General features: G+C 73.0%; 16 protein-coding genes. 8 read left to right on the top strand and 8 right to left on the bottom strand.

Annotation, left to right across the window (positions count from 1 at the left end; translation table 11 throughout):
* Nucleotides 1–13 precede the first annotated feature (13 nt).
* From O2W16_RS13255 to O2W16_RS13270, 4 genes are all read left to right on the top strand, one after another.
* A complete protein-coding gene (locus tag O2W16_RS13255) occupies nucleotides 14–853 on the top strand; it encodes a biotin--[acetyl-CoA-carboxylase] ligase (protein ID WP_269159274.1) in 840 nt (279 codons plus the stop codon).
* A 152-nt stretch (nucleotides 854–1005) separates the two neighbouring features.
* Nucleotides 1006–1569: a PH domain-containing protein gene (locus O2W16_RS13260; protein WP_269159275.1), complete on the top strand. Its 564-nt coding sequence runs from the start codon at nucleotides 1006–1008 to the stop codon at nucleotides 1567–1569.
* A 101-nt stretch (nucleotides 1570–1670) separates the two neighbouring features.
* Nucleotides 1671–2819: an exonuclease SbcCD subunit D gene (locus O2W16_RS13265; protein ID WP_269159276.1), complete on the top strand. Its 1149-nt coding sequence runs from the start codon at nucleotides 1671–1673 to the stop codon at nucleotides 2817–2819.
* A complete protein-coding gene (locus tag O2W16_RS13270; RefSeq protein ID WP_269159277.1) occupies nucleotides 2816–5776 on the top strand; it encodes an AAA family ATPase in 2961 nt (986 codons plus the stop codon). The genes O2W16_RS13265 and O2W16_RS13270 overlap by 4 nt, the downstream gene beginning before the upstream one ends.
* A gap of 70 nt (nucleotides 5777–5846) precedes the next feature.
* Here O2W16_RS13270 and O2W16_RS13275 read toward each other — a convergent pair whose 3' ends face one another.
* From O2W16_RS13275 to O2W16_RS13285, 3 genes are all read right to left on the bottom strand, one after another.
* Nucleotides 5847–6392: a GtrA family protein gene (locus tag O2W16_RS13275; protein WP_269159278.1), complete on the bottom strand. Its 546-nt coding sequence runs from the start codon at nucleotides 6390–6392 to the stop codon at nucleotides 5847–5849.
* A gap of 76 nt (nucleotides 6393–6468) precedes the next feature.
* The gene (locus O2W16_RS13280) at nucleotides 6469–8571 is read right to left on the bottom strand and encodes an LGFP repeat-containing protein (RefSeq protein WP_269159279.1); all 2103 of its coding nucleotides are present in this window, start codon (nucleotides 8569–8571) and stop codon (nucleotides 6469–6471) included.
* The gene (locus tag O2W16_RS13285; protein ID WP_269159280.1) at nucleotides 8568–8921 is read right to left on the bottom strand and encodes a hypothetical protein; all 354 of its coding nucleotides are present in this window, start codon (nucleotides 8919–8921) and stop codon (nucleotides 8568–8570) included. Before O2W16_RS13285 ends, O2W16_RS13280 begins: the two co-directional genes overlap by 4 nt.
* A 419-nt stretch (nucleotides 8922–9340) precedes the next feature.
* Between O2W16_RS13285 and O2W16_RS13290 the strand changes: the two genes are divergently transcribed.
* From O2W16_RS13290 to O2W16_RS13300, 3 genes are all read left to right on the top strand, one after another.
* On the top strand, nucleotides 9341–10564 hold the full coding sequence (locus O2W16_RS13290) for a 5-(carboxyamino)imidazole ribonucleotide synthase (protein WP_269159281.1): 1224 nt from the start codon (nucleotides 9341–9343) through the stop codon (nucleotides 10562–10564).
* 11 nt (nucleotides 10565–10575) lie between these two features.
* Nucleotides 10576–11076, top strand: a complete 501-nt coding sequence (purE, locus tag O2W16_RS13295) for a 5-(carboxyamino)imidazole ribonucleotide mutase (RefSeq protein ID WP_331253752.1) — start codon at nucleotides 10576–10578, stop codon at nucleotides 11074–11076.
* Nucleotides 11077–11140: 64 nt separating this feature from the next.
* The gene (locus O2W16_RS13300) at nucleotides 11141–12295 is read left to right on the top strand and encodes an acyl-CoA dehydrogenase family protein (RefSeq protein ID WP_269159282.1); all 1155 of its coding nucleotides are present in this window, start codon (nucleotides 11141–11143) and stop codon (nucleotides 12293–12295) included.
* 24 nt (nucleotides 12296–12319) lie between these two features.
* Here O2W16_RS13300 and O2W16_RS13305 read toward each other — a convergent pair whose 3' ends face one another.
* From O2W16_RS13305 to O2W16_RS13325, 5 genes are all read right to left on the bottom strand, one after another.
* Entirely contained in the window at nucleotides 12320–13141 is an 822-nt protein-coding gene (locus O2W16_RS13305) for a DUF1028 domain-containing protein (protein WP_269159283.1), read from the bottom strand.
* Nucleotides 13142–13226: 85 nt separating this feature from the next.
* Nucleotides 13227–13895: a CoA transferase subunit B gene (locus O2W16_RS13310; RefSeq protein ID WP_269159284.1), complete on the bottom strand. Its 669-nt coding sequence runs from the start codon at nucleotides 13893–13895 to the stop codon at nucleotides 13227–13229.
* A 1-nt stretch (nucleotide 13896) separates the two neighbouring features.
* Complete coding sequence (locus O2W16_RS13315) at nucleotides 13897–14688, bottom strand: CoA transferase subunit A (protein WP_269159285.1); 792 nt, start codon at nucleotides 14686–14688, stop codon at nucleotides 13897–13899.
* Nucleotides 14689–14729: 41 nt separating this feature from the next.
* Entirely contained in the window at nucleotides 14730–15521 is a 792-nt protein-coding gene (locus O2W16_RS13320; RefSeq protein WP_269159286.1) for a TIGR03089 family protein, read from the bottom strand.
* Entirely contained in the window at nucleotides 15521–17050 is a 1530-nt protein-coding gene (locus tag O2W16_RS13325; protein ID WP_269159287.1) for an LCP family protein, read from the bottom strand. The genes O2W16_RS13320 and O2W16_RS13325 overlap by 1 nt, the downstream gene beginning before the upstream one ends.
* Nucleotides 17051–17413: 363 nt before the next feature.
* Between O2W16_RS13325 and O2W16_RS13330 the strand changes: the two genes are divergently transcribed.
* The gene (locus tag O2W16_RS13330; protein WP_442928915.1) at nucleotides 17414–19960 is read left to right on the top strand and encodes an N-acetylmuramoyl-L-alanine amidase; all 2547 of its coding nucleotides are present in this window, start codon (nucleotides 17414–17416) and stop codon (nucleotides 19958–19960) included.
* Nucleotides 19961–20189: the final 229 nt, after the last annotated feature.

Consider the following 20189-nt stretch of genomic DNA (forward strand, 5'->3'; position numbering starts at 1 on the left):
TAGCGTAGGTGACGTGCCCGACAGCCCCCGCACCGCAGCTCCTCCCACCGACCGGCCGGGCCTCGACGCGGCCGCGCTGACCGCCGCCCTCACCCCTGGCAGCAGCCTGTGGCGGGCGGTGGAGGTGGTCGAGGCGATCGGGTCGACGAACGCCGAGCTGGTCGCCCGGGCGACCGACGGCGCGACCGAGGGACTGGTCCTGGTGGCCGAGCACCAGGTGGCCGGCCGGGGGCGGCTGGACCGCACCTGGACCTCGCCGCCGCGGGCCGGCCTGACGGTCTCGGTGCTGCTGCGCCCCGACGTCCCCGCGGCCCGGCGCGCCTGGCTCTCGCTGCTGACCGGGGTGGCGCTGGCCGAGGCGGTCGGAGAGGTCGCGGGCGTCCGCACCTCGCTGAAGTGGCCCAACGACCTGCTCGCCGCCGACGGCCGGAAGCTGGCCGGCATCCTGGCCGAGAGCTCGGGCACCGCCGTGGTCGTGGGGGTCGGCCTCAACGTCTCGACCCGCGCCGACGAGCTCCCCGACACCGGCACCTCGCTGGAGCTGGTGCGGGGGGGACCGGTCGACCGGGCCGCCGTGCTGCTGGCCTTCCTGCGGGGGCTGGAGCGGCGCCACGCCCGCTGGTCGCAGGTGCTCGGCGACCCGGTCTCCTCCGGCCTCGCCCAGGACTACCTGGCCTGGTGCAGCACGGTCGGGTCCGCCGTCACCGTGACGATGCCCGACGGCTCGGCCCTCGACGGGGTCGCCGAGGCAGTGGACTGGGACGGCCGGCTCGTCGTCCGCACCGACGCCGGGGTCCTGGAGCTCGCCTCCGGCGACGTGCGACACGTGCGGCCGAGCACATCGCGACCCTGACGGGCCGCAACGCCGCCAGGGGAGTGTCCTGGCGGCGCTGAGCCGTTTCCCGTGCCACGTCGGAAGACCCTCCGGGCCCTCGCGCCGCGACACCGCCGACTCCGTCGTCGTGGCCGGTGACGGCGCGCAGCCGGGTAGGTCATCCTGGCGGCGTGGCCTACCCCGACAAGGTGCTCGGTGCCGATGAAGAGGTCGAGCGCCACCTGCACCCGCACTGGCTGACCGTCTTCTGGCCGATCGTGGCGTTCCTGGCGCTGGTCGGCCTGGCCTCCTTCGGCGCGGCGATCGTGCCGGCAGGCGATCAGCAGGGGCTGTGGCGGCTGGTCGTCGTCGGGGTCGCCGCCGTCCTCGCGGTGTTCCTGGTGCTCATCCCGCTGCTGCGCTGGCGCACCACGCACTACGTGATCACCACCCACCGGCTGCTGTACCGGGTCGGCATCCTGTCCCGGCACGGCCGGGACATCGGCCTGTCCCGGATCACCGACGTCTCCTACCGGCAGACCCTGTGGGAGCGGCTGGTCAACTCCGGCACCGTCTCGATCGAGACGGCGGGGGAGGGCGGCCCGACCGTGTTCCGTGCCGTCCCCGACAGCGAGGGGGTGCAGCAGCTGCTCAACCAGCTCGTCGAGGAGGACGCCGACCGGCGGGCGCGGGAGAGCGCCGCCTACCTGGGCGAGCACCACCGCGGTGACACGCACCCGACCGAGCAGTTCTGAGCCCGCACCAGCTCTCCCCACCTGCCCCACGGGTCTGCCGGACCGGTCCGTCACGGCGTGCCTGGACGGTTCTGTCGGAGGGGCCACCTAACGTCCCGGGCATGCGGCTGCTGCACACCTCCGACTGGCACATCGGCCGCTCCCTGCACGGCACCGACCTGCTCGCCGAACAGGAACAGGTGCTCGGCGGGCTGGCCGACGTCGTGCGGGCGGAGTCCGTCGACGTGGTCCTCGTCGCCGGGGACGTCTACGACCGCGCCGTTCCCTCGGCCGATGCCACCGGGGTGCTCGACCGGGTGCTGATGCGGCTGCGCAGCGCAGGCGCCCAGGTGGTCCTCACCCCGGGCAATCACGACTCGGCCCGCCGGCTGGGCTTCGGCGCGGGGCTGATGGCCCGGTCCGGGGTGCACGTCCGGGCAGTGACCCCGACGCTCGACGAGCCGGTGCTGCTGAGCGACCAGCACGGTGACGTCGCGGTGTACGGGCTGCCCTACCTCGAGCCGGAGGTGGCCCGCCACGAGCTGGGGCTGCCCGACGCCCGTGGCCACGAGGCGGTCGTGGGTGCGGCGATGGACCGGGTCCGGGCCGACCTGTTCCTCCGTCCGGGCACCCGGTCGGTGGTGCTCGCGCACGCCTTCGTCGGTGGCGGGCTCCCCAGCGAGAGCGAGCGGGACATCTGCGTCGGCGGGGTCGACCTGGTCTCCGCCGCGGTCTTCGACGGGGTCGACTACGTCGCCCTGGGGCACCTGCACCGGCCCCAGTCGCTCAGCGACCGGATCCGCTACAGCGGCTCGCCGCTCGCCTACTCCTTCGGCGAGGCCGGCCAGCAGAAGCAGGCCTGGCTCGTCGACCTGGACGCCCGCGGGCTGTCGGAGGTGCGGCCCGTCCCGCTCCCGGCGCCGCGCCAGCTGACCGTGCTGCGCGGCGAGCTCGGCGCGCTGCTCGCCGATCCGGAGCTGGAGGCGGTGACCGACCACTTCGTCTCCGCCCAGCTGACCGACGCGGTCCGGCCGGCCGACCCGATGCGCCAGCTGCAGGGCCGGTTCGCGCACGCGGTGCACCTGGAGTGGGCCGGCACGGGCACCGCCGGCGACCAGCGCAGCTACACCGAGCGGCTGGCCGGCCGCAGCGACCTGGAGGTCGCCGGTGAGTTCGTCGCCCACGTCCGCGCGGTGGCCGCCACCCCGGCCGAGCTCGAGCTGCTGGGCCGTGCGCTGGCTGCGGCGGCGCACGAGGAGTCGCTGGCATGAGGGTCCACTCGCTCTCCCTGACCGCCTTCGGACCCTTCGCCGACCGGGTCGAGGTCGATCTCGACGAGGTCGGCCGGGACGGGCTCTTCCTGCTCTGGGGCCCGACCGGAGCCGGGAAGACGACGCTGCTCGACGCGGTCGTGTACGCGCTCTACGGCACCGTCCCCGGGGCGCGGGGTGAGGAGAAGCGGCTGCGCAGCGACCACGCCGACGACCAGGTGCGCACCGAGGTGACCTGCGAGGTCACGCTCGGCGGGGAACGGCTGCTGGTCGTCCGCCGGCCCGAGCAGCAGCGGCCCAAGCGGCGCGGCACCGGCTGGACCACCGAACAGGCCAAGCTCACCGTCCAGCGGTGGACGGCGGCCGGCTGGGAGCCGGTCAGCACCCGGATCGACGAGGGCTCCGAGCACCTGCGGAGCCGGCTGGGCCTGTCGGCCGAGCAGTTCTGTCAGGTGGTGCTGCTGCCCCAGGGTGACTTCGCACGCTTCCTGCGCGCCGAGCCGGAGGACCGCGGCCGGCTGCTGCGCACCCTCTTCGACGTCGGTCGCTTCGCCCGGATCGAGGACTGGCTCGCCGACCAGCGCACCGCCGCGCGCGGGCAGTGGGAGGAGGTCCGGCTGCGGGCCAGCACCCTGCTGGCCCGGGTGGCGCAGGTGGCCGACGTGGACGTGCCCGAGGAGCTGGCGCCGGAGCTGGTCGGTGCCACGCCGCACGCCTCGGCCGGTGCCTGGGTGCAGCGGGTGCGTGCGGGGGTGGCCACGCGGCTGGCCGACCAGGAGCGGGAGGCCGATCGGGCGGCCACCGAGGTCGAGCGGGTCGACGCCGTGCTGGCCACCGCCCGGGCCGAGGTGGATCGGCACGACCGGCGCGACCGGGCCCGGGCCGAGCTCGTCCGGCTGGAGGCCGAGGCAGCCGAACTGCTGCCGTTGCGTGCGGCGCTGGACGCCGGCGGCCGGGCCGAGCCGGTCCGGGACGTGCTCGAGGCGGCCGGCCGTGCGGCACTGGATGCCGAAGGTGCGGCGGACCACCTGGCGTCGGCCCGCGACCGCTGGGCCGAGGTCGCCGCCGGTCGTCCGGCCGACACGGTGCTCTCCCGGGGGCTGCGGGACGAGGTCGCCGCCCTGCGGGCACTGCTGCCCGACGTCGACCGCGCTGCCGAGCTGGCTCGCGAGGTCGACCAGGCCACTCGCCGGGTCGAGGCGCTCCACGTCCGCTGCGTCGCGGATGAGGCGGCCGCGCTGGAGTGGCCGGCGCGGCTGGCCGAGCAGGAGGCCCGGGTCGTCGAGGCCGCGGAGGCGGCATCGAGCCTGCCCGGGTTGACCGCCGTGCTCGAGGGGTGGCGTGCCGCCCTCGCCGCGGCCCGGGCCGCCGGTGACCTGGCCGGTCGACAGGAGGAGCAGCGCAGCGCCGTCGACGCCGCGCGGGAGGCCTGGCTGGACGCCCGCGAGACCTGGGGCGACCTGCGCACCCGGCGGCTGGACGGGATGGCCGCCGAGCTCGCCGCCGGCCTGGCCGACGGTCAGGACTGCCCGGTGTGTGGTGCGTTGGAGCACCCCCGGCTGGCCCGGCACGACGGCCCCGTGGTGACCCAGGCCGACGAGGACGCCGCCCGCACCGCCGCGGACGGGGCCGAGGTCCGGCTCGCCGACGTGCGCACCGCGCTGGAGGAGACCGACCGGGAGTTGGCGGTGCTCCGTGCCCAGGCAGGGCCGGAGCCGCTGGCCGACAAGGAGCACGCGCTCGCCGAGGCGGCCCAGCAGGAGGCGCAGGCGCGCACCAGGGCCGGGGCCCTGGACGGCGCACGCCGGGCACTGGTCGCGCTGACCACCGAGCGGGACGCCGCCCTGGCGGCCACCGCCGCGGCCCGCGAGGAGCTGGCGCGGCGGACCGCCGAGCGCGCGGCAGCGCAGGAGACGCTCGCGGCGGTGCAGCAGCGTCTGCTCGCCGCGCAGGGCGAGGACACCGGCATCGGCTCCCGGATCACCCGCCTCACCGTTGAGGCCGAGCGGTGCGAGGCCCTCGTGGACGCCGAGGGCGTGGAACTGCGCGCCCGCACGGCGGCCGACGCAGCCCGCCGGCTCGCCGAGGAGCGCGTCGCCGACGCCGGGTTCCCCGACCTGCTGGCCGCCGCGGACGCCCTGCTGGACCGGGCCACCGCCGCATCGACCGGTCGGCGGGTGGCCGAGCACGACCAGCGGTGGTCGGTGGTCACCGCGACGCTCGCCGAGCCCGAGCTGGCCGACCTCGCACCCCGGCCGGACCTGGATGCGCTCACCGCCGGCTGCCGCGGCGCGACCCGGACCCGGGAGGCTGCCGTGGGCGCGCTGGCCGAGGTGCGCCGCTGTGCGGACGCCCTGGAGTCGCTCACCGCCGACCTCACCGAGATCGAGGTGGAGCTGGACGAGTGCCGGGCCCGGGCCGAACAGGTCACCGCGCTCGCCGACCTGGTCAACGGCCGCGGGGCCAACACCCTCCGGATGCGGCTGCAGTCCTTCGTGCTCGCCGCCCGGCTGGAGCAGGTCGCGGCCGTGGCCAGCCGCCGGCTGCGGGACATGTCCGGTGGCCGGTACACGTTCCTGCACAGCGACGCCCAGGGCAGGCACGGCGCACGGGGTGGGCTGGGGCTCGACGTGCTCGACGAGTACACCGGCGCCCGGCGGCCGACCAAGACCCTCTCCGGTGGGGAGAGCTTCATGGCGTCCCTGGCCCTGGCCCTGGGGCTGGCCGACGTCGTCACGGCCGAGAGCGGTGGGGTCCGGATCGACACGCTCTTCGTCGACGAGGGCTTCGGCACCCTGGACCCGCAGTCACTGGACGCGGTGATGACCGTCCTGGACGAGCTGCGCCGCGGCGGCCGGACCGTCGGCGTGATCAGCCACGTCGAGGAACTGCGGACCCGGATCACCAGCCGGCTGGAGGTCGTCTCCGGCAGGCACGGCTCTCGACTGGCTGCCTGAGCTCTGCCCCGTCGGATCCCGGACGCAGTCCGCAGCCGGTCCCCCACGGAGCCCTCGACTGCGAGCAGGGTCAGCTGGACAGCGGTGCGCGGCGCGTCGTCTGCTCGGTCGGGCCGGCAGACTCCGGCTGCGCCGGGGCGACGGGGGAGAGCTCGGCGCTGTCCGGACCCGCGTCCGTGGCAGCGAGGAACACCCAGCGGCGGTAGGCCAGGTAGCGGATCACCGTGCCCAGGACGATCGAACAGACGTTGGCCACCTGTAGCACCAGGGTGCTGTCCTGCCCCAGCGGGTAGCGGACCACCGCGACCACGGCCAGACCGAGCAGGAGCGTGACGCAGTTGATCGCGGCGAACAGCAGGTACTCGCGCGCGACGCCCGAGCGGGCTCGGTGGGAGAACGACCAGTAGCGGTGGCCCGCGTACGCCGCCGTCATCGAGATGACGGTGGCCGCCGCGTTCGAGGTGACCGCTCCCACGGCGAGGTGTGCGTAGAACAGCTGGAAGCTCGCCACCTGGATGACGAAACAGACCGCACCGACGACGCCGAAGGCCCCGAGCTCCGCCAGGCGAGCTCGCCACCTGCTCCAGTGCGACCTGGCGGCGCTCTCCTCGGTCATGCCCCCAGGCTATGCGTCGTCGAGCGAGCTGCGATCTGGACGACGTGGAGCCCTGGGACAGGTGTGAGGAGCGTCATCATCGGGCGACGAACACCGAGCCATTCGCAGCGCTGTAGACGACTGTGCCCCCGGTGAACAGTTGTTCCAGCCCGGTGGTCGTGTAGCGCTGGCTGCCAATCGGGAAGCCGATCGAGGGGTCGGCCTCGAGCATGCGGAGCCATCCGCTCAGGACCGGCTCGTGAACCGGATGTGCTCCGGTGCGCGCGCTCCAGTAGACGTGACCGCCCTCGAACGTCTGGACACATGTACCGCCGGTCAACCCGCAGGTCTCGTTGCTGGTCGGGTAGCCCAGGGCGCCGTACTCCAGGCCCGCGGCCTGCCAAGCGGTGCGGATCGCGCCGCGGACGAAGCGGGTCCCCGTGGTCGGGGTCGAGTACAGCGCTCCGTTCTGGAAGACCTGGTAGCAGCCACTTCGCGTCAAGCCGCACTGCGTGTCCATCAGGGGGTGGCCCAGGGCTCCACCGCCTGCGCCGATCTCCGCCCAAGCCGTGGACATGGCAGGCGTCAACACATGTGCTCCCGTGCTGGCTGACCAGGTGATCTGACCACTCTCGAACGTCTGAGCGCATGCACCGCCGGGCTGGGCGCACGCCTCGCTCGACGTCGGGTACCCGAGCGCTCCGTACTCGGATCCACTGGCCTGCCAGGTGGTGCGGATGGACCCGCGGATGAACTGCGTCCCACTGGTGGGAGACGAGTAGAGCGCGCCGTTCAGGAACAGCTGGTAGCAACCTCCCCGGATGAGCCCGCACTGGGCGTTGGTCGTCGGGTACCCGAGCACGCCGGCTTCAGACCCCAGGGCGAGCCAGCTGGTCAGCATGTCACCGCGGAGCACCCGGGCACCGATCGATGCGGTCCAGTAGACCCGCCCGCCCAGGAAGGCCTGCCAGCAGCCACTGAGCCTGAGACCGCAGATCTCCTCGGTCACGGGGTAGCTGAGCACGCCACTCTCCGCGCCGACTTGCTGCCAGGCAGCGCGGATGTCCCCACGGATGACGCGGATTCCGGATGAGGGGCTGCTGTAGACCGAGCCGCGCTGGAACACCTGGTAACAGCCGCTCGCAGCCAATCCGCAGAGGCTGTCCGTCAAGGGGTAGCCGAGGCTGCCCAGTTCAGCGTTGAGCCCGGCCCACTTGGACAGGAAGTCCCCGGTCACCGCCTGCGCACCGGTCCAAGGTGACCAGTAGATGCGACCGTTCGAGAAGGTCTGCCAGCACCCACCCCCAGCAAGTCCACACAGGAACGAGGTCACCGGCGCACCGAGCCCCCCGGTCTCACCCCCGAGAGCTTGGTACTTCCCGTAGATGGCCCCGCCGCCGGTCGATTGAGTAGAGCCGAACCAGTCGGTGAAGTAGTTCCAGAAGTTGCGGTTGCCGTAGGACGAGCAGCCGTCGCCGGTCCGGTAGCCGGCGGCCAGCGCAGCGGCATTGGGCTGGTAAGGCGTGTAGCTGTAGAGGCCAGCAGTCGCCTTGTTCTGGATGTAGACCTGCGAGGACCCGCAACCGGTGAGGTTCGGGTGGTAGTGGATCTTGTTCTCCTTGCCGGCCCGGTAGCTGCCCGCGACCCCCGCGGCGTACCGCTGGAACTGTCGTGCGGCGAAGTAGACCTGGCTGACGAACCCGGAGAACTCCGGGTTGCACGGCGACGTGTCCGGACAGGCGAAGCCGGTCGCCTTCGTGTACCGCATGGCGCTCGGCTTCGTGCCGGTGACCAGTCCCTGCTCCTTCTGCAGGAGGACCACGAGCACGCGCGGGTTGATGCGACAGGCCGCGCCGATCTTCACCAGGATCGATGCGGCGCTCTCGTTGGCAGCACCGAGGTAGGTGGAGCAGTAGGCATCGCCGGACTGGTCGGCGGTCGTCTGCCGGTAGTCCTTGAGGCAGGGCATCTCGCCGGCGACGCAGTTGGCGCCCTTGGCGTCGAGGAACGTCTGCACAGTGCCTACATCGGTGGCGAGGCCGTCGAAGAACACCGCGTCGGAGATGATGTTGCCGGCCTCGAAGTAGCTCAGGTCGGCTGCCTGCGCGGTACCGGCCGGCGTGGTCCCGGTGCCGGGCAGTGCGAGCGCCGTGGCGACCAGTGCGGTGATGGTGAGCAGTCGGGCGACCGTGCGGATCACGGGACGGTCACCGTCACAGGATCCGACTGGCCCGACGTGCTCGACGACTCGTAGCTGACCACGGCCTGCCACGGGCCGGCCGCCAGCTCGGCACCCGGGATGGCCATCGTCGGGCAGTACGTCGAGGAGGCGTCAGGCCCCGCCGTCACCTCCGCGCTGGCCGTGGTCGCCCCGGCGGTCAGTGTCAACGTGCAGGTGCCACCGGCCTCGACGATGCCAGCGACGTACGCCCCGAACTCGACGGCCGCGCTGGTGTCCGTCCAGCCGGAGTAGGTGACGACCACCGGCACCGTCTCTCCAGGCGCTGTGATCGCCGGGGTGTCGGTGGCCACGTCGGTCGGGTTGGGCATCGACGGGTCGACAGGAGCTCCGTAGGTGCCTGGCGCCGCCGTCGCCGCGGCAGAGGCGGCGGCATCGGCAGACGTCTGGGAGGAGGGCGTCCCGGCCGCGGAATCGTCGGACGTCGAGCTGCAGCCGACCACCGTCGTCATCGTGAGCGTCGCTGCGCCGAGCGCAGCGGCCCGCCATCCCTGTCGCATGTACGTCCCTCGTGTCTCCATGGAGGGCCTGTCGCACAGAGTCCGTCCGGGCTCCTGCAGTCCAGGCCACGGCCACGCAGGAGAATGACACGCGCACTGGCTGTGACCACCGGAGCGACACGGCCGCCCTCACCGCTGAGACGACAGGATTCGCGTGAGACGGGAGAGGTGACGGCCTGCGAGAACGGCCCGGGCGGCCATGTTCCCGGTGATCACTAGGCTGGACGTCGATGTCCACGACCCCGTCCCCGCACACGCCGCTCCACCCGACCACCGGGATGCCCGTGGTGGCGATGGTCGGTGGCGGGCAGCTCTCCCGCATGACCCACCAGGCGGCTGTCGCGCTGGGGCAGTCGCTGCGGGTGCTGGCCGCCGACCCGGCCGAGTCCGCTGCCCTCGTGGCCGCCGACGTGCAGTTCGGCGACCACAACGAGCTCGCCGACCTCCGGCGTCTCGCCGAAGGCGCCACGGTCGTCACCTTCGACCACGAGCACGTGCCGACCGAGCACCTGCGTGCACTGGAGGCCGACGGCCACCGGGTTGCTCCCGGCCCGGCCGCCCTGGTGCACGCCCAGGACAAGCTGGTGCTCCGCCGGGCGCTGGCTGAGGCGGGGGAGCCGCAGCCGGCCTGGGCCGAGGTCACCACGGTGCACGACGTCACGGCCTTCGCCGACGGCGTCGGCTGGCCGGTGGTGTTGAAGACCCCGCGCGGCGGCTACGACGGCAAGGGCGTCTTCGTCGTCTCCGGCCCCGACCAGGTCGCCGACCTCCTCGAGCAGCACGGCACCCTGCTCGCCGAGGAGCGGGTGGCCATGGTCCGCGAGCTCTCGGCGCAGGTGGCCCGCTCCCCGTTCGGCCAGGTCGCGGTCTGGCCGGTGGTCGAGACGATCCAGCGGGACGGCGTCTGCAACGAGGTGCTCGCCCCCGCGCCCGGCCTCTCCGAGGAGCTGGCCACCGCCGCCCAGGAGCTCGCCGTCCGGATCGCCGACCGGCTCGGCGTGGTGGGCATGCTGGCCGTGGAGCTGTTCGAGACCGCGGAGGGGGTGCTGGTCAACGAACTGGCCATGCGACCGCACAACTCCGGGCACTGGACCATCGAGGGCGCCCGGACCAGCCAGTTCGAGCAGCACCTGCGCGCCGTCCTGGACTACCCGCTGGGGTCCACGGCGATGACCGCGCCGGTGGTCGTGATGGCCAACGTGCTCGGCGGCGCGACCGCGGACGCAGGCTGGGACGGGCCCGGACTGGACGAGCGGGTGCACCACCTGATGGCGCACTGGCCCGACGTGAAGCTGCACTGGTACGGCAAGGGCCAGCGGCGCGGCCGCAAGCTCGGGCACGTCACCGCGCTGGGTGAGGACCTGGCCGAGGTGCGCGCCCGCGCGGTGGCCGCGGCCCGCTACCTGGCCGACGGCGTCGTAGACCCCGCGTTCGCCTTCGAGACCGAGCACTGAGGAGTGGCCCCGTGAGCGACCCGATCGTCGGCATCGTCATGGGCAGCGACTCCGACTGGCCGATGATGGAGCCGGCCGCCCAGGCGCTGGCCGAGTTCGACGTCCCGTGGGAGGCGCACGTCGTCTCTGCGCACCGCACCCCGCGGCGGATGCTCGACTACGCCGAGTCCGCGCACGTGCGGGGCCTGCGGGTGGTCATCGCCGGGGCCGGGGGAGCAGCCCACCTGCCGGGGATGATCGCCTCGGCGACGCCGCTGCCGGTGATCGGCGTCCCCCGGCCGCTGGACCGGCTCGACGGGCTGGACAGCCTGCTCTCCATCGTGCAGATGCCGGCGGGCGTCCCGGTGGCCACGGTGTCGATCGGCGGTGGCCGCAACGCCGGCCTCCTCGCGGTGCGCATCCTGGCGGCCGGTGACGACACACTCCGCGCGGCCGTGGAGCGGTTCCAGGCGGACCTGGCAGCGTCGGTCGTCGCCCGGGACGACGCGCTGCAGCAGCGGATCACCCCCTGATCGGACACCCCGCCGGGGGATGAGCTGCTTCCAGCCGGAGGCCGCGCGGGCTTAGCATCTACCCGTGAGTAACAACGCTGTGCCGTACGGGCTGACCGAGGAGCACGAGGCCGTGCGCGAGGCGGTCCGCGAGATCGCCGAACGCGAGATCGCCCCCTTCGCCGCAGAGGTGGACGCCGAGTCCCGCTACCCGGTGGAGGCGCAGAAGGCGCTGACCGCGGCGGGCTTCCACGCCACGCACGTCCCCGAGGCCTACGGCGGTGAGGGTGCCGACGCGATCGCCACCTGCATCGTGATCGAGGAGGTCGCCCGGGTCGACGTCAGCGCCTCGCTGATCCCCGCGGTCAACAAGCTCGGCTCGGTGCCGGTGATCCTGTCGGCGTCCGAGGACCTCAAGCAGCGGGTGCTGCCCTCGATCGCCGCCGGTGACGCGATGATCAGCTACGGGCTCTCCGAGCGGGAGGCCGGTTCCGACGCCGCGGCGATGCGGACCCGGGCCCGGCTCGAGGGTGACACCTGGGTGCTCAACGGCACGAAGGCCTGGATCACCAACGCCAGCGTCTCCGAGTGGTTCACGGTCATGGCCGTCACCGACCCGGAGAAGGGCGCCAGCGGCATCTCCGCGTTCGTCGTGCACCGCGACGACCCGGGCTTCGCCGTGGGCCCCAAGGAGAAGAAGATGGGGATCAAGGGCTCGCCGACCTGCGAGCTCTACTTCACCGACTGCACCATCCCGGCCGACCGGATCGTCGGGGAGCCCGGCACCGGGTTCAAGACGGCGCTGCGCACGCTCGACTTCACCCGGCCGACCATCGGCGCCCAGGCCGTCGGCGTCGCCCAGGGTGCGCTGGACGCCGCGATCGCCTACACCAAGGACCGTCGCCAGTTCGGCTCGGCCGTGTCGGACTTCCAGGGCGTGCAGTTCATGCTCGCCGACATGGACATGAAGATCCAGGCGGCCCGGCACCTGGTGTACGTCGCCGCGGCCGCCGGTGAGCAGGGGAGTCCCGACGTCACCCGGGTCTCCGCTGCCGCCAAGGCGTTCGCCTCGGACACTGCGATGCAGGTGACCACCGACGCCGTCCAGCTGTTCGGGGGCGCCGGCTACACCCAGGACTTCCCGGTCGAGCGGATGATGCGCGACGCGAAGATCACCCAGATCTACGAGGGCACCAACCAGGTGCAGCGCATGGTGATCGCCCGCAGCCTGCTGCGCTGAGCAGGCGTCCGTCCGGGTCCTCGTTCAGTCCAGCAGCTGGGAGACGGCGGAGAGCCGGGCGTCGCCGGCCATCGAGGCCAGCCAGGTGGACCAGCCGGGCCGGTTCCTGACTGCCTCGAGCGCGCTGCGGGCTCCGGCCCGGTCCCCGCGCCGGGAGGCGGCCAGCGCCGCGTACAGGTCCCGGGCTCCCTCCGGGGCGAAGACGGCGAGGGTCTCGTAGTCGCGCTCGTCGTAGGCGCGCTGCAGGTTGCGCAGCATCCGCAGCTGGGCGACCGGGTCACCGGAGTCGTCGACCCGCAGGTCCACCCGGACGCCGTCGTCGTCCTCGCTGGCCGGGACCCCGCTGACCACCTGCAGCGCGGCGGACTGCCGGCCCCGCAGGTCGCCGCCGGCGTCCTGTCCCGCGGTCAGCGCGGCGATCAACCGGTCGGCCAGCACCCCGCTGGTCGCGGTGAGGGCCTGCGCCATGGCCGGCAGGACGTCGGGGGAGGCGAGCATGTTGCCCTGCACGCTGAACCCCTCGCCCAGCACGTGCCCGCTGGTGGGCAGGGACCCCGGGCCGGTGTCGGCGGCCACCCGGCCGGCCGGGTCCAGGACGGCGATCTGCCGGTCGGCGTCCTCGGCGGCGTGCGCGGCCCGGCGTACCAGGTCCTGCGGCGAGGCGCCGTCGGCCAGGCCGGCCAGCAGGGAGGTGCCCAGTCCCCGCCGGCTGCGCGCCTGGACCGCGATCACCCCCACCCCGGGCCGGACCGTGGGGACGGCCCGGCCGACCGCCAGGATGCAGGAGGAGACCGCGATGCCCAGGTCGCCCGTCGCGGCGTCCCGGGCGATGACGGAGAAGGTCATCGGCTCTCGTTCCTGGATCGTTCACGGACTCCCTGTAGGGGCCCGCGCCGAGCGTGCGAGGCGTGGGGGGCAGGGGGGTCCTTACTCAGACCGTGGCCGGCAGGGCCATGGTGGGCACCTCGCCGTCGACCTGCAGGGGGGCGCCGGTGGCGGCGACGACGTCGGCGACGGTGACGCCCGGTGCGGTCTCGCGGAGCACCAGCCCGGCGTCGGTGACGTCGATGACCGCCAGGTCGGTGATGATGCGGTCGACGCAGCCCTTGCCGGTCAGCGGCAGGGAGCACTCCTCGACGATCTTGGGGGAGCCGTCGCGGGCGACGTGCTCCATCATCACGATCACCTCGCGGGCGCCGTGGACGAGGTCCATCGCCCCGCCCATCCCGTTGACCATCTTGCCGGGGATCAGCCAGTTGGCCAGGTCGCCGCGGGTGTTGACCTGCATCGCGCCCAGGACGGCGACGTCGATGTGGTGGCCGCGGATCATGCCGAAGGACAGCGAGGAGTCGAAGAAGCTCGCCCCGGGCAGGATCGTGATCGTCTCCTTGCCCGCGTTGATCAGGTCGGCGTCCTCCTCGCCCTCGAAGGGATAGGGGCCGACCCCGAGCACGCCGTTCTCGCTCTGCAGCACCACGTGCACCCCGTCGGGGATGTGGTTGGGCACCAGGGTGGGCATGCCGATGCCGAGGTTGACGTACTGGCCGTCCTGCAGGTCGAGGGCGACCCGGGCGGCGAGCTGGTCGCGGGACAGTGCCATCTCAGGCCTCCGTGGTCTCGGTGCCGGCGGGTGCGGCCGCGCCGGGGCGGGGACGGGTGGTGCGACGCTCGATCCGCTTGCCCTCCGGCCCCACGACCACGACGCGTTGGACGAAGACCCCGGGCAGGTGCACCGACTCGGGCAGGATCTCCCCGGGCTCGACCAGCTCCTCCACCTCGGCGATGGTGATCGCCGCGGCCATGCCGCACAGCGGGTTGAAGTTGCGCGCCGACTCGTGGAACACCAGGTTGCCGTGCCGGTCGCCGACCGCTGCCCGGACCAGGCCGAAGTCGGCGGTCAGCGCGGTCTCCAGGACGAAGTCCTGGTCGCCGAAGCGGCGGACCTCCTTGGGCTCACTGGTGGCCACCACGGTGCCCGCGGCGTCGTAGCGCACCGGGATGCCGCCGTCGGCCACCAGCGTGCCCACCCCGGTGGGGGTGTAGAAGGCCGGGATCCCGGTGCCACCCGCGCGGAGCCGCTCGGCCAGCGACCCCTGCGGGGTCAGCTCGACCTCCAGCTCGCCGGAGAGGTACAGCCGGGCCAGCTCCTTGTTGCCGCCGACGAAGGAGCTGATCGTCTTGGCGATCCGCCCGGCGTAGAGCAGCACCCCGAGCGCCTGGTCGTCGACCCCACAGTTGTTCGAGATCGTGGTCAGGTCCGTGGCGCCCTGCTCCAACAGCGCGTCGATCAACGCGATCGGCACCCCGCACAACCCGAACCCACCGACCGACAGGGTGGCCCCGTCGGGGATGTCGGCCACGGCCTCCCGTGCGCTCGCGACGACCTTGTCCATGCGCTGACCACCATCCGTTCGAGGGCTGGGCAGGTGGTGCGTCAGGCGGGGCGGCCCAGCTCGCGGATCCCGTCGAGCTTCAGCCCGAGCGTAGCGGTGACCCGTTCGGTCTCCGCCCGACGGAGGAGGCCGGATGGAGCGGCGGCGCGGCAGAGCACCAGTGAGGCCCCGGCGGCCAGGGGCGCCAGCAGCCACGCCACCGGCCCGGCCTCGGTCGCCGCCTGCTGGTCGACCAGCACCCGGTCACCGGCGACGAGGCCCAGCCGCCCGGCCAGCTCGGTCGCCGTCTCGACCAGGGCGGCCAGGCTCAGCTCGCCTCCGCCGAGCACCAGCCCGACCCCGGCGGGGTCGACGGGCTGCCACGGGGCGAAGACGTCGCCGTGGCTCCGCACCTCGAGCGCGAAGTCGCGCGCCGGGCCGGTGTAGCCGGTCATCCCCATGCCCAACGGGTGCAGGGACAGGCCCAGCAGCTCGTCCAGGCCCAGCTCCTCCAGGGCGGGGAGCCGGTCGGCATCGGCCAGCACGACGTCGGCGTCGGTGAGCCGGTCGTCGTCCTCGGCGGCGGTCTCCCAGACCGCGGCCCCGCAGCTCCACACCCCGAGCAGCACCGCAGCCGTCTGCCAGTGCACCGGCAGGGCCAGGCCGACGGTGCTGCCCGGGCCGACGTCGAACTCCTCCTGCAGCAGGTTGGCGGTCTTGGCCACCCAGTTGGCGAGGGTGGTGGCCGAGAGCTCGGTCCGCTCGCCGGAGACGTCGTCGTAGAAGGTGATCAGCGGGGCCGCGGCGTCCCGGCGGAGGGCGGCGGTGAGCAGGTCCGCGGGGGTGGGCGGCATCAGTTGATGCACCCGGTGTCGGCGGCGGTCCGGGCGTCCACGCCCTCCGTCACCGGCGCGGCGGGCGCAGCGGTCACGGCCTGTCCCACCCCGTTGAAGTCCGAGCCGAGCACCAGCTGCACCGTGCCGCTGACCGCATCGTCGCCGACCTTGGTGACCGCGCCCGGGATCTGGGCGGCCAGCGTCGCTGCCAGGGCCTCGTCCCCGGTGGCGTGCCGGATCTCGGTGACCTCGTAGTCCATCGAGTCGGCGTTCGCCGTCCCGGTGACCGGGAAGCCCGCCGCCGTCAGCTCGTCGCCGGCGCTGCCGGCCAGCCCGGAGATGCCGGAGCCGTTGTAGACCTCCACGTCCACGTCGGCCGGGCTGACGACCTCTGCGGCCTCGGGTGACGCCGCCTCCGCCGCAGGCTCGGGCTCCGCGTTGAGCTCGGCGAAGAAGGCGTGCAGCGTGTTCTCGTCCTCGAGCCGGATGATCGACCGGTCCTGCTCGTCCCGATCGGTCCCGACGTAGGGGACGGTCTGGAACTCGATGCTGTCCGGGGTGATCGACTGCATCTGCTGTGCCAGCCGGAGCAGGTCGAGGTTCTGGTCGACGGTCAGGGCATCGGCGGCGGCCTGGACCAGCTCGCGCTGCTTGCCCAGGTCCAGCAGCACGTTGTCGCTGAGCATCTTGCGGATCATGCCGGCGATGAACACCTGCTGGCGCTTGATCCGGTCGAAGTCGCTGCTGGTGTTCCCGATGTTGTGTCGCTGACGCACGAAGGCCAGTGCCTGCTCGCCGCTGATCGTCTGCACCCCCGCCGGGAGGTCGATGCCGGAGTAGCGGTCCTTGGCGGGTTCGCAGAGGTTGACCTCCACGCCGCCGACGACGGTGGAGAGCTGGAAGAAGCCCAGCAGGTCGACCTCGGCGTAGTGGTCGATCCGCAGGCCGGTCATCGAGCTGATCGTCTGGATCAGCAACTGCGCACCGGCCGCCTGCACCGCGGCGTCGGAAGCGCCGTCCGGCGCCTCCATGCTCCCGTAGGCGTAGGCGGCGTTCAGCTTGTCCCAGCCGTGGCCGGGGATCTCCACGTAGGAGTCGCGGGGGAAGGAGACGAACGACGCCGCGGACCCGTCGGCCGGGACGTGCACCAGGATCATGGTGTCGGTGTTCAGCCCGGCGTTGGCCTCCGTGTTGAGCAGGGCCAGCTCCTCCTCCGTGGCACCTGCGCGGCTGTCGTTGCCCACGAGCAACAGGTTCATCGCCTCGCCGGTCTGCACCGTCTGCTCGTTGCCCGAGGCGGGGATCGCGTTGGTGCGGTTGACGCTGGCGTCGGCGACCCGGCCGAGGTACCAGCCCCAGCCGCTCGTGCCGAGCAGCACCAACGACAACAGTCCGGCGACGACCCGGGCGATGCCGGCGAGTCGGTTGCGCCCTCGTGGACGTGCTGGGTCTGAGACCTGGCCGCGGTGCGCCGGACGCCCGGCCCGCGGGTCCAGGCGGGGCGGCAGCGGGCGAGATGCACCGCCGGGCTGCTGGGTGTCGCTCACAGGTGTCCTCACGTCGGGCTGGCCGGCTCGCCGAGCGCTCGAGAGCCTCGGGCCCCGCGGCGGAGTCGTCGACGACGATACGTCCGGAGACGAGTGCACTGGTCATGCACGCGCCGGGGGGATCCGACCCAGGACCACCAGCGGCCCCGTCCGCCCCACCAGAGTCCGTCGTCCCGCCCGGTGCCCGGTCGCTGTGGAGGCCCCCGCCGAGACGAGCGCGTCGGCCGGGCCGGCAGATCCGCTCACGAAGGTGCGCTGCACGCCTTGAGCCGACCGGCTGAGGTGCCGATGAGATGAGGTGCAACTGATCCGTGCTCGTTGCGGTCCGCCCCCACCGCTCATCGGAGGACCACTGTGCGTCGCTTGACTGCGGGCTTCTTCGCCTTCCTCGCCGTGACGGCGACATTGCTGACCCTGCCCGTCTACGCAGCACCCATGCCCGAAGCCCATCCGGTGGCCCCCTCGATCGACGAGATCTCCCTGGGCTCGGTCGTCGACCCGGTCGGCGATGCGGTGGTCGTCACCGACGGGGAGGTGCAGCCAAGCGGCGTGGCGGAGTCGGTCGCCAAGGGAGCGGTGCCGGAGACCACGGTGCCCGAGACCACGACACCGGAGTCGACGCCGGCGTCCGTGGAGGTGCCGGACTCGGGTGGGGAACTGGCCGGCGTCCCGGCGCTGACGGTGTCCCAGGAGGGTGCTGAGCGGTTCTCGAGCGTCGGGGTGACCTGGCGAGAGGATGCGTCGGTCACCGACGTCGTCGTCCAGCTGCGCGTACAGGGGACGGATGGGGCCTGGGACGAGTGGACGTCCCTCGAGCCCGACGACGCCGAGCAGAACGAGCGCGCCGCGACCGGCGGCGACGTCCGGGCCGGGACGGCACCGTACTGGACAGGTGAAGCGCAGGGCGTGCAGGTGATCGTCCAGGCTGAGGACGGGGACGTCCCCGAGGACGTGCGCGTCGCCCTCATCGACCCCGGTCACAGCGCGGCCGACGACCTGGCCACCGCGCTGCCGACTGCCACCGCGCATGCGGGCGCTGCGGAGCCGCGCATCTACACCCGCGCAGAGTGGGGTGCCGACGAGCGGATCCGTTCATGGGCACCGGAGTACGTCTCCACCATCAAGGCCGCGACCGTCCACCACACGGCAGACGGCAACAACTACTCGGCCGAGCAGGTCCCGGCCATCCTCCGGTCGATGTACGCCTACCACGCCCAGACCCGTGGTTGGGGCGACATCGGGTACAACGTCATCGTCGACAGGTACGGCCGTGTCTTCGAGGGTCGCTACGGCGGCCTCGCGTCCACCGTCGTCGGTGCCCACGCCGGTGGCTTCAACAGCTACACCTTCGGTGTCTCCATGCTCGGCAACTACGACGTGGTCCCGGTACCGCAAGCCACCGTCGACGCGGTCGCCGATGTGATCGCCTGGAAGTTCGGGCTGTACGGGGTGGACCCGCGCGGCACGACCGTGCTCACCTCGGGTGGCGGGGGCACGGCCAGGTACGGGGGCGGCACGAAGGTCACCCTGCCCACCGTCTTCGGGCACCGGGACGTCGGGTCGACCGCATGCCCGGGCGCCTACGGCTACGCGCGCCTGGGAGAGGTCCGCACGAGGGTGATCGCGCTCGCTGACAACAGCCTGAGCGCGATCGCCCGCCGCTACGCCGCGGAGCCCGCCCTGCGCAGCAGCCTGGGCAAGGCGGTCGGCGACGAGCAGTACGGCAGTGGGTTCGCGTGGCAGCGGTACGAGAAGGGGCGGCTCTACTGGTCGCCCACCGCAGGGGTCCGCCTGGTGCGCGGGGACGTGCTCACCGCCTATCTCGCAGCCGGGGGGCCGGCCGTCCTCGGCGCCCCCGTCACCGACGAGGACACCGCCGGCCAGGGGGGCGCGTACAACCAGTTCGCGAACGACGCAGCCATCTACTGGACGGCTGGCACGCAGGCGCAGGTGGTCCGCGGCGCCATCCGGACACGCTGGTCGGCGTTGGGCGCGGAGTGGGGGCTCGGTTTCCCGACCAGCGGTGAGACGGCGGTGCCGGGCGGCGTCCAGCAGACCTTCACCAACGGCTCGGTCTACTGGGCCGCAGCCACGGGTGCTCATGAACTGCGCGGCGGAGTTGCTGCGGTCTGGTCCCGCGCAGGTGGTGCGGCGACCCTGGGCCTGCCGATGACCGGCGAGGTCGGTGCGCCCGGCGGTGTGCTGCAGGAGTTCACCCGGGGCTACACGGTGACATGGACGCCCAGCCGGGTCCACGTCGTCGCCGGGGGGATCCGGGACGCCTGGGTCGCTGCGAAGGGCGCTGCCGGCACGCTCGGCATGCCGCTGAGCGACGAGACGGACACCCCGCGCGGGGGTGGCCGCTACACCCGCTTCACCGGCGGTGCGATCACCTGGACCAGCGTGACGGGTGGCGTGGCTCTCACCGGGCCGATCGGTGCCCGGTGGCAGGCCGCCGGCGGCAACGAGTCCGACCTGGGACTGCCCATCGGTCCGGAACAGGCGACCGCCGATGGGACCGGGCGAGTGCTCACCTTCGCCAGCGGTGCCTCGATCCACCTGACGCAGGCTGGCAGGGCGCACCTCCTGCAGGGCGACGTCGCGGCGCGTTGGACCCAGTTCGGTGGGGTCGCCGGCCTCGGTGGCCCCGTCACCGAGGAGCTGCCGCTCGGGTCTGGTGCCGGGGTCTATCAGCTGTTCACCCGCGGGAAGATGGTCTGGACGCCGGGCACCGGGGCGCAACCGGTCGTCGGCGCGATCGGGCGGGCCTATGACGCGCTGGGGGCCGAGTACTCATCGCTCGGACTGCCGACCACCGCCGAGTACGCCGTCGCCGAGGGCACCCGGCAGGACTACCAGCGTGGGAGCATCACCTTCACCGGCGCAGGCGTGCTCGTCAGGCACGACTGAGTGGTCCTGTGGGCCGGCGGGACGCGACGCCGGTCGGTGGTCGTCGACCCGGCGCCGAGTCGACGCAAGGCGCGTGCTGCCCGCTGAACTGAGCGGGCGTTCGTCCACGGCAGGCAGGGACCAGCAGGCAGGCACCGAGGAGAAACCACAGAGGGGCGTCGTCGGACCAGCGGTCCGACGGCGCCCCACGGTGGTGGGCTGGGTGGATCAGATCCGACTGACCGGGTGA

The sequence above is a fragment of the Modestobacter sp. VKM Ac-2984 genome (assembly GCF_026967985.1).
Classification (GTDB): domain Bacteria; phylum Actinomycetota; class Actinomycetes; order Mycobacteriales; family Geodermatophilaceae; genus Modestobacter.

What these genes read in the sequence shown, in the direction of transcription:
- O2W16_RS13265 (WP_269159276.1), top strand. Translation starts at nt 1,671, where the DNA reads ATGCGGCTGCTGCACACCTCCGACTGGCACATCGGCCGCTCCCTGCAC.
- O2W16_RS13270 (WP_269159277.1), top strand. Translation starts at nt 2,816, where the DNA reads ATGAGGGTCCACTCGCTCTCCCTGACCGCCTTCGGACCCTTCGCCGAC.
- O2W16_RS13275 (WP_269159278.1), bottom strand. Translation starts at nt 6,392, where the DNA reads ATGACCGAGGAGAGCGCCGCCAGGTCGCACTGGAGCAGGTGGCGAGCT.
- O2W16_RS13285 (WP_269159280.1), bottom strand. Translation starts at nt 8,921, where the DNA reads ATGCCCAACCCGACCGACGTGGCCACCGACACCCCGGCGATCACAGCG.
- O2W16_RS13290 (WP_269159281.1), top strand. Translation starts at nt 9,341, where the DNA reads ATGTCCACGACCCCGTCCCCGCACACGCCGCTCCACCCGACCACCGGG.
- O2W16_RS13305 (WP_269159283.1), bottom strand. Translation starts at nt 13,141, where the DNA reads ATGACCTTCTCCGTCATCGCCCGGGACGCCGCGACGGGCGACCTGGGC.
- O2W16_RS13310 (WP_269159284.1), bottom strand. Translation starts at nt 13,895, where the DNA reads ATGGCACTGTCCCGCGACCAGCTCGCCGCCCGGGTCGCCCTCGACCTG.
- O2W16_RS13315 (WP_269159285.1), bottom strand. Translation starts at nt 14,688, where the DNA reads ATGGACAAGGTCGTCGCGAGCGCACGGGAGGCCGTGGCCGACATCCCC.
- O2W16_RS13320 (WP_269159286.1), bottom strand. Translation starts at nt 15,521, where the DNA reads ATGCCGCCCACCCCCGCGGACCTGCTCACCGCCGCCCTCCGCCGGGAC.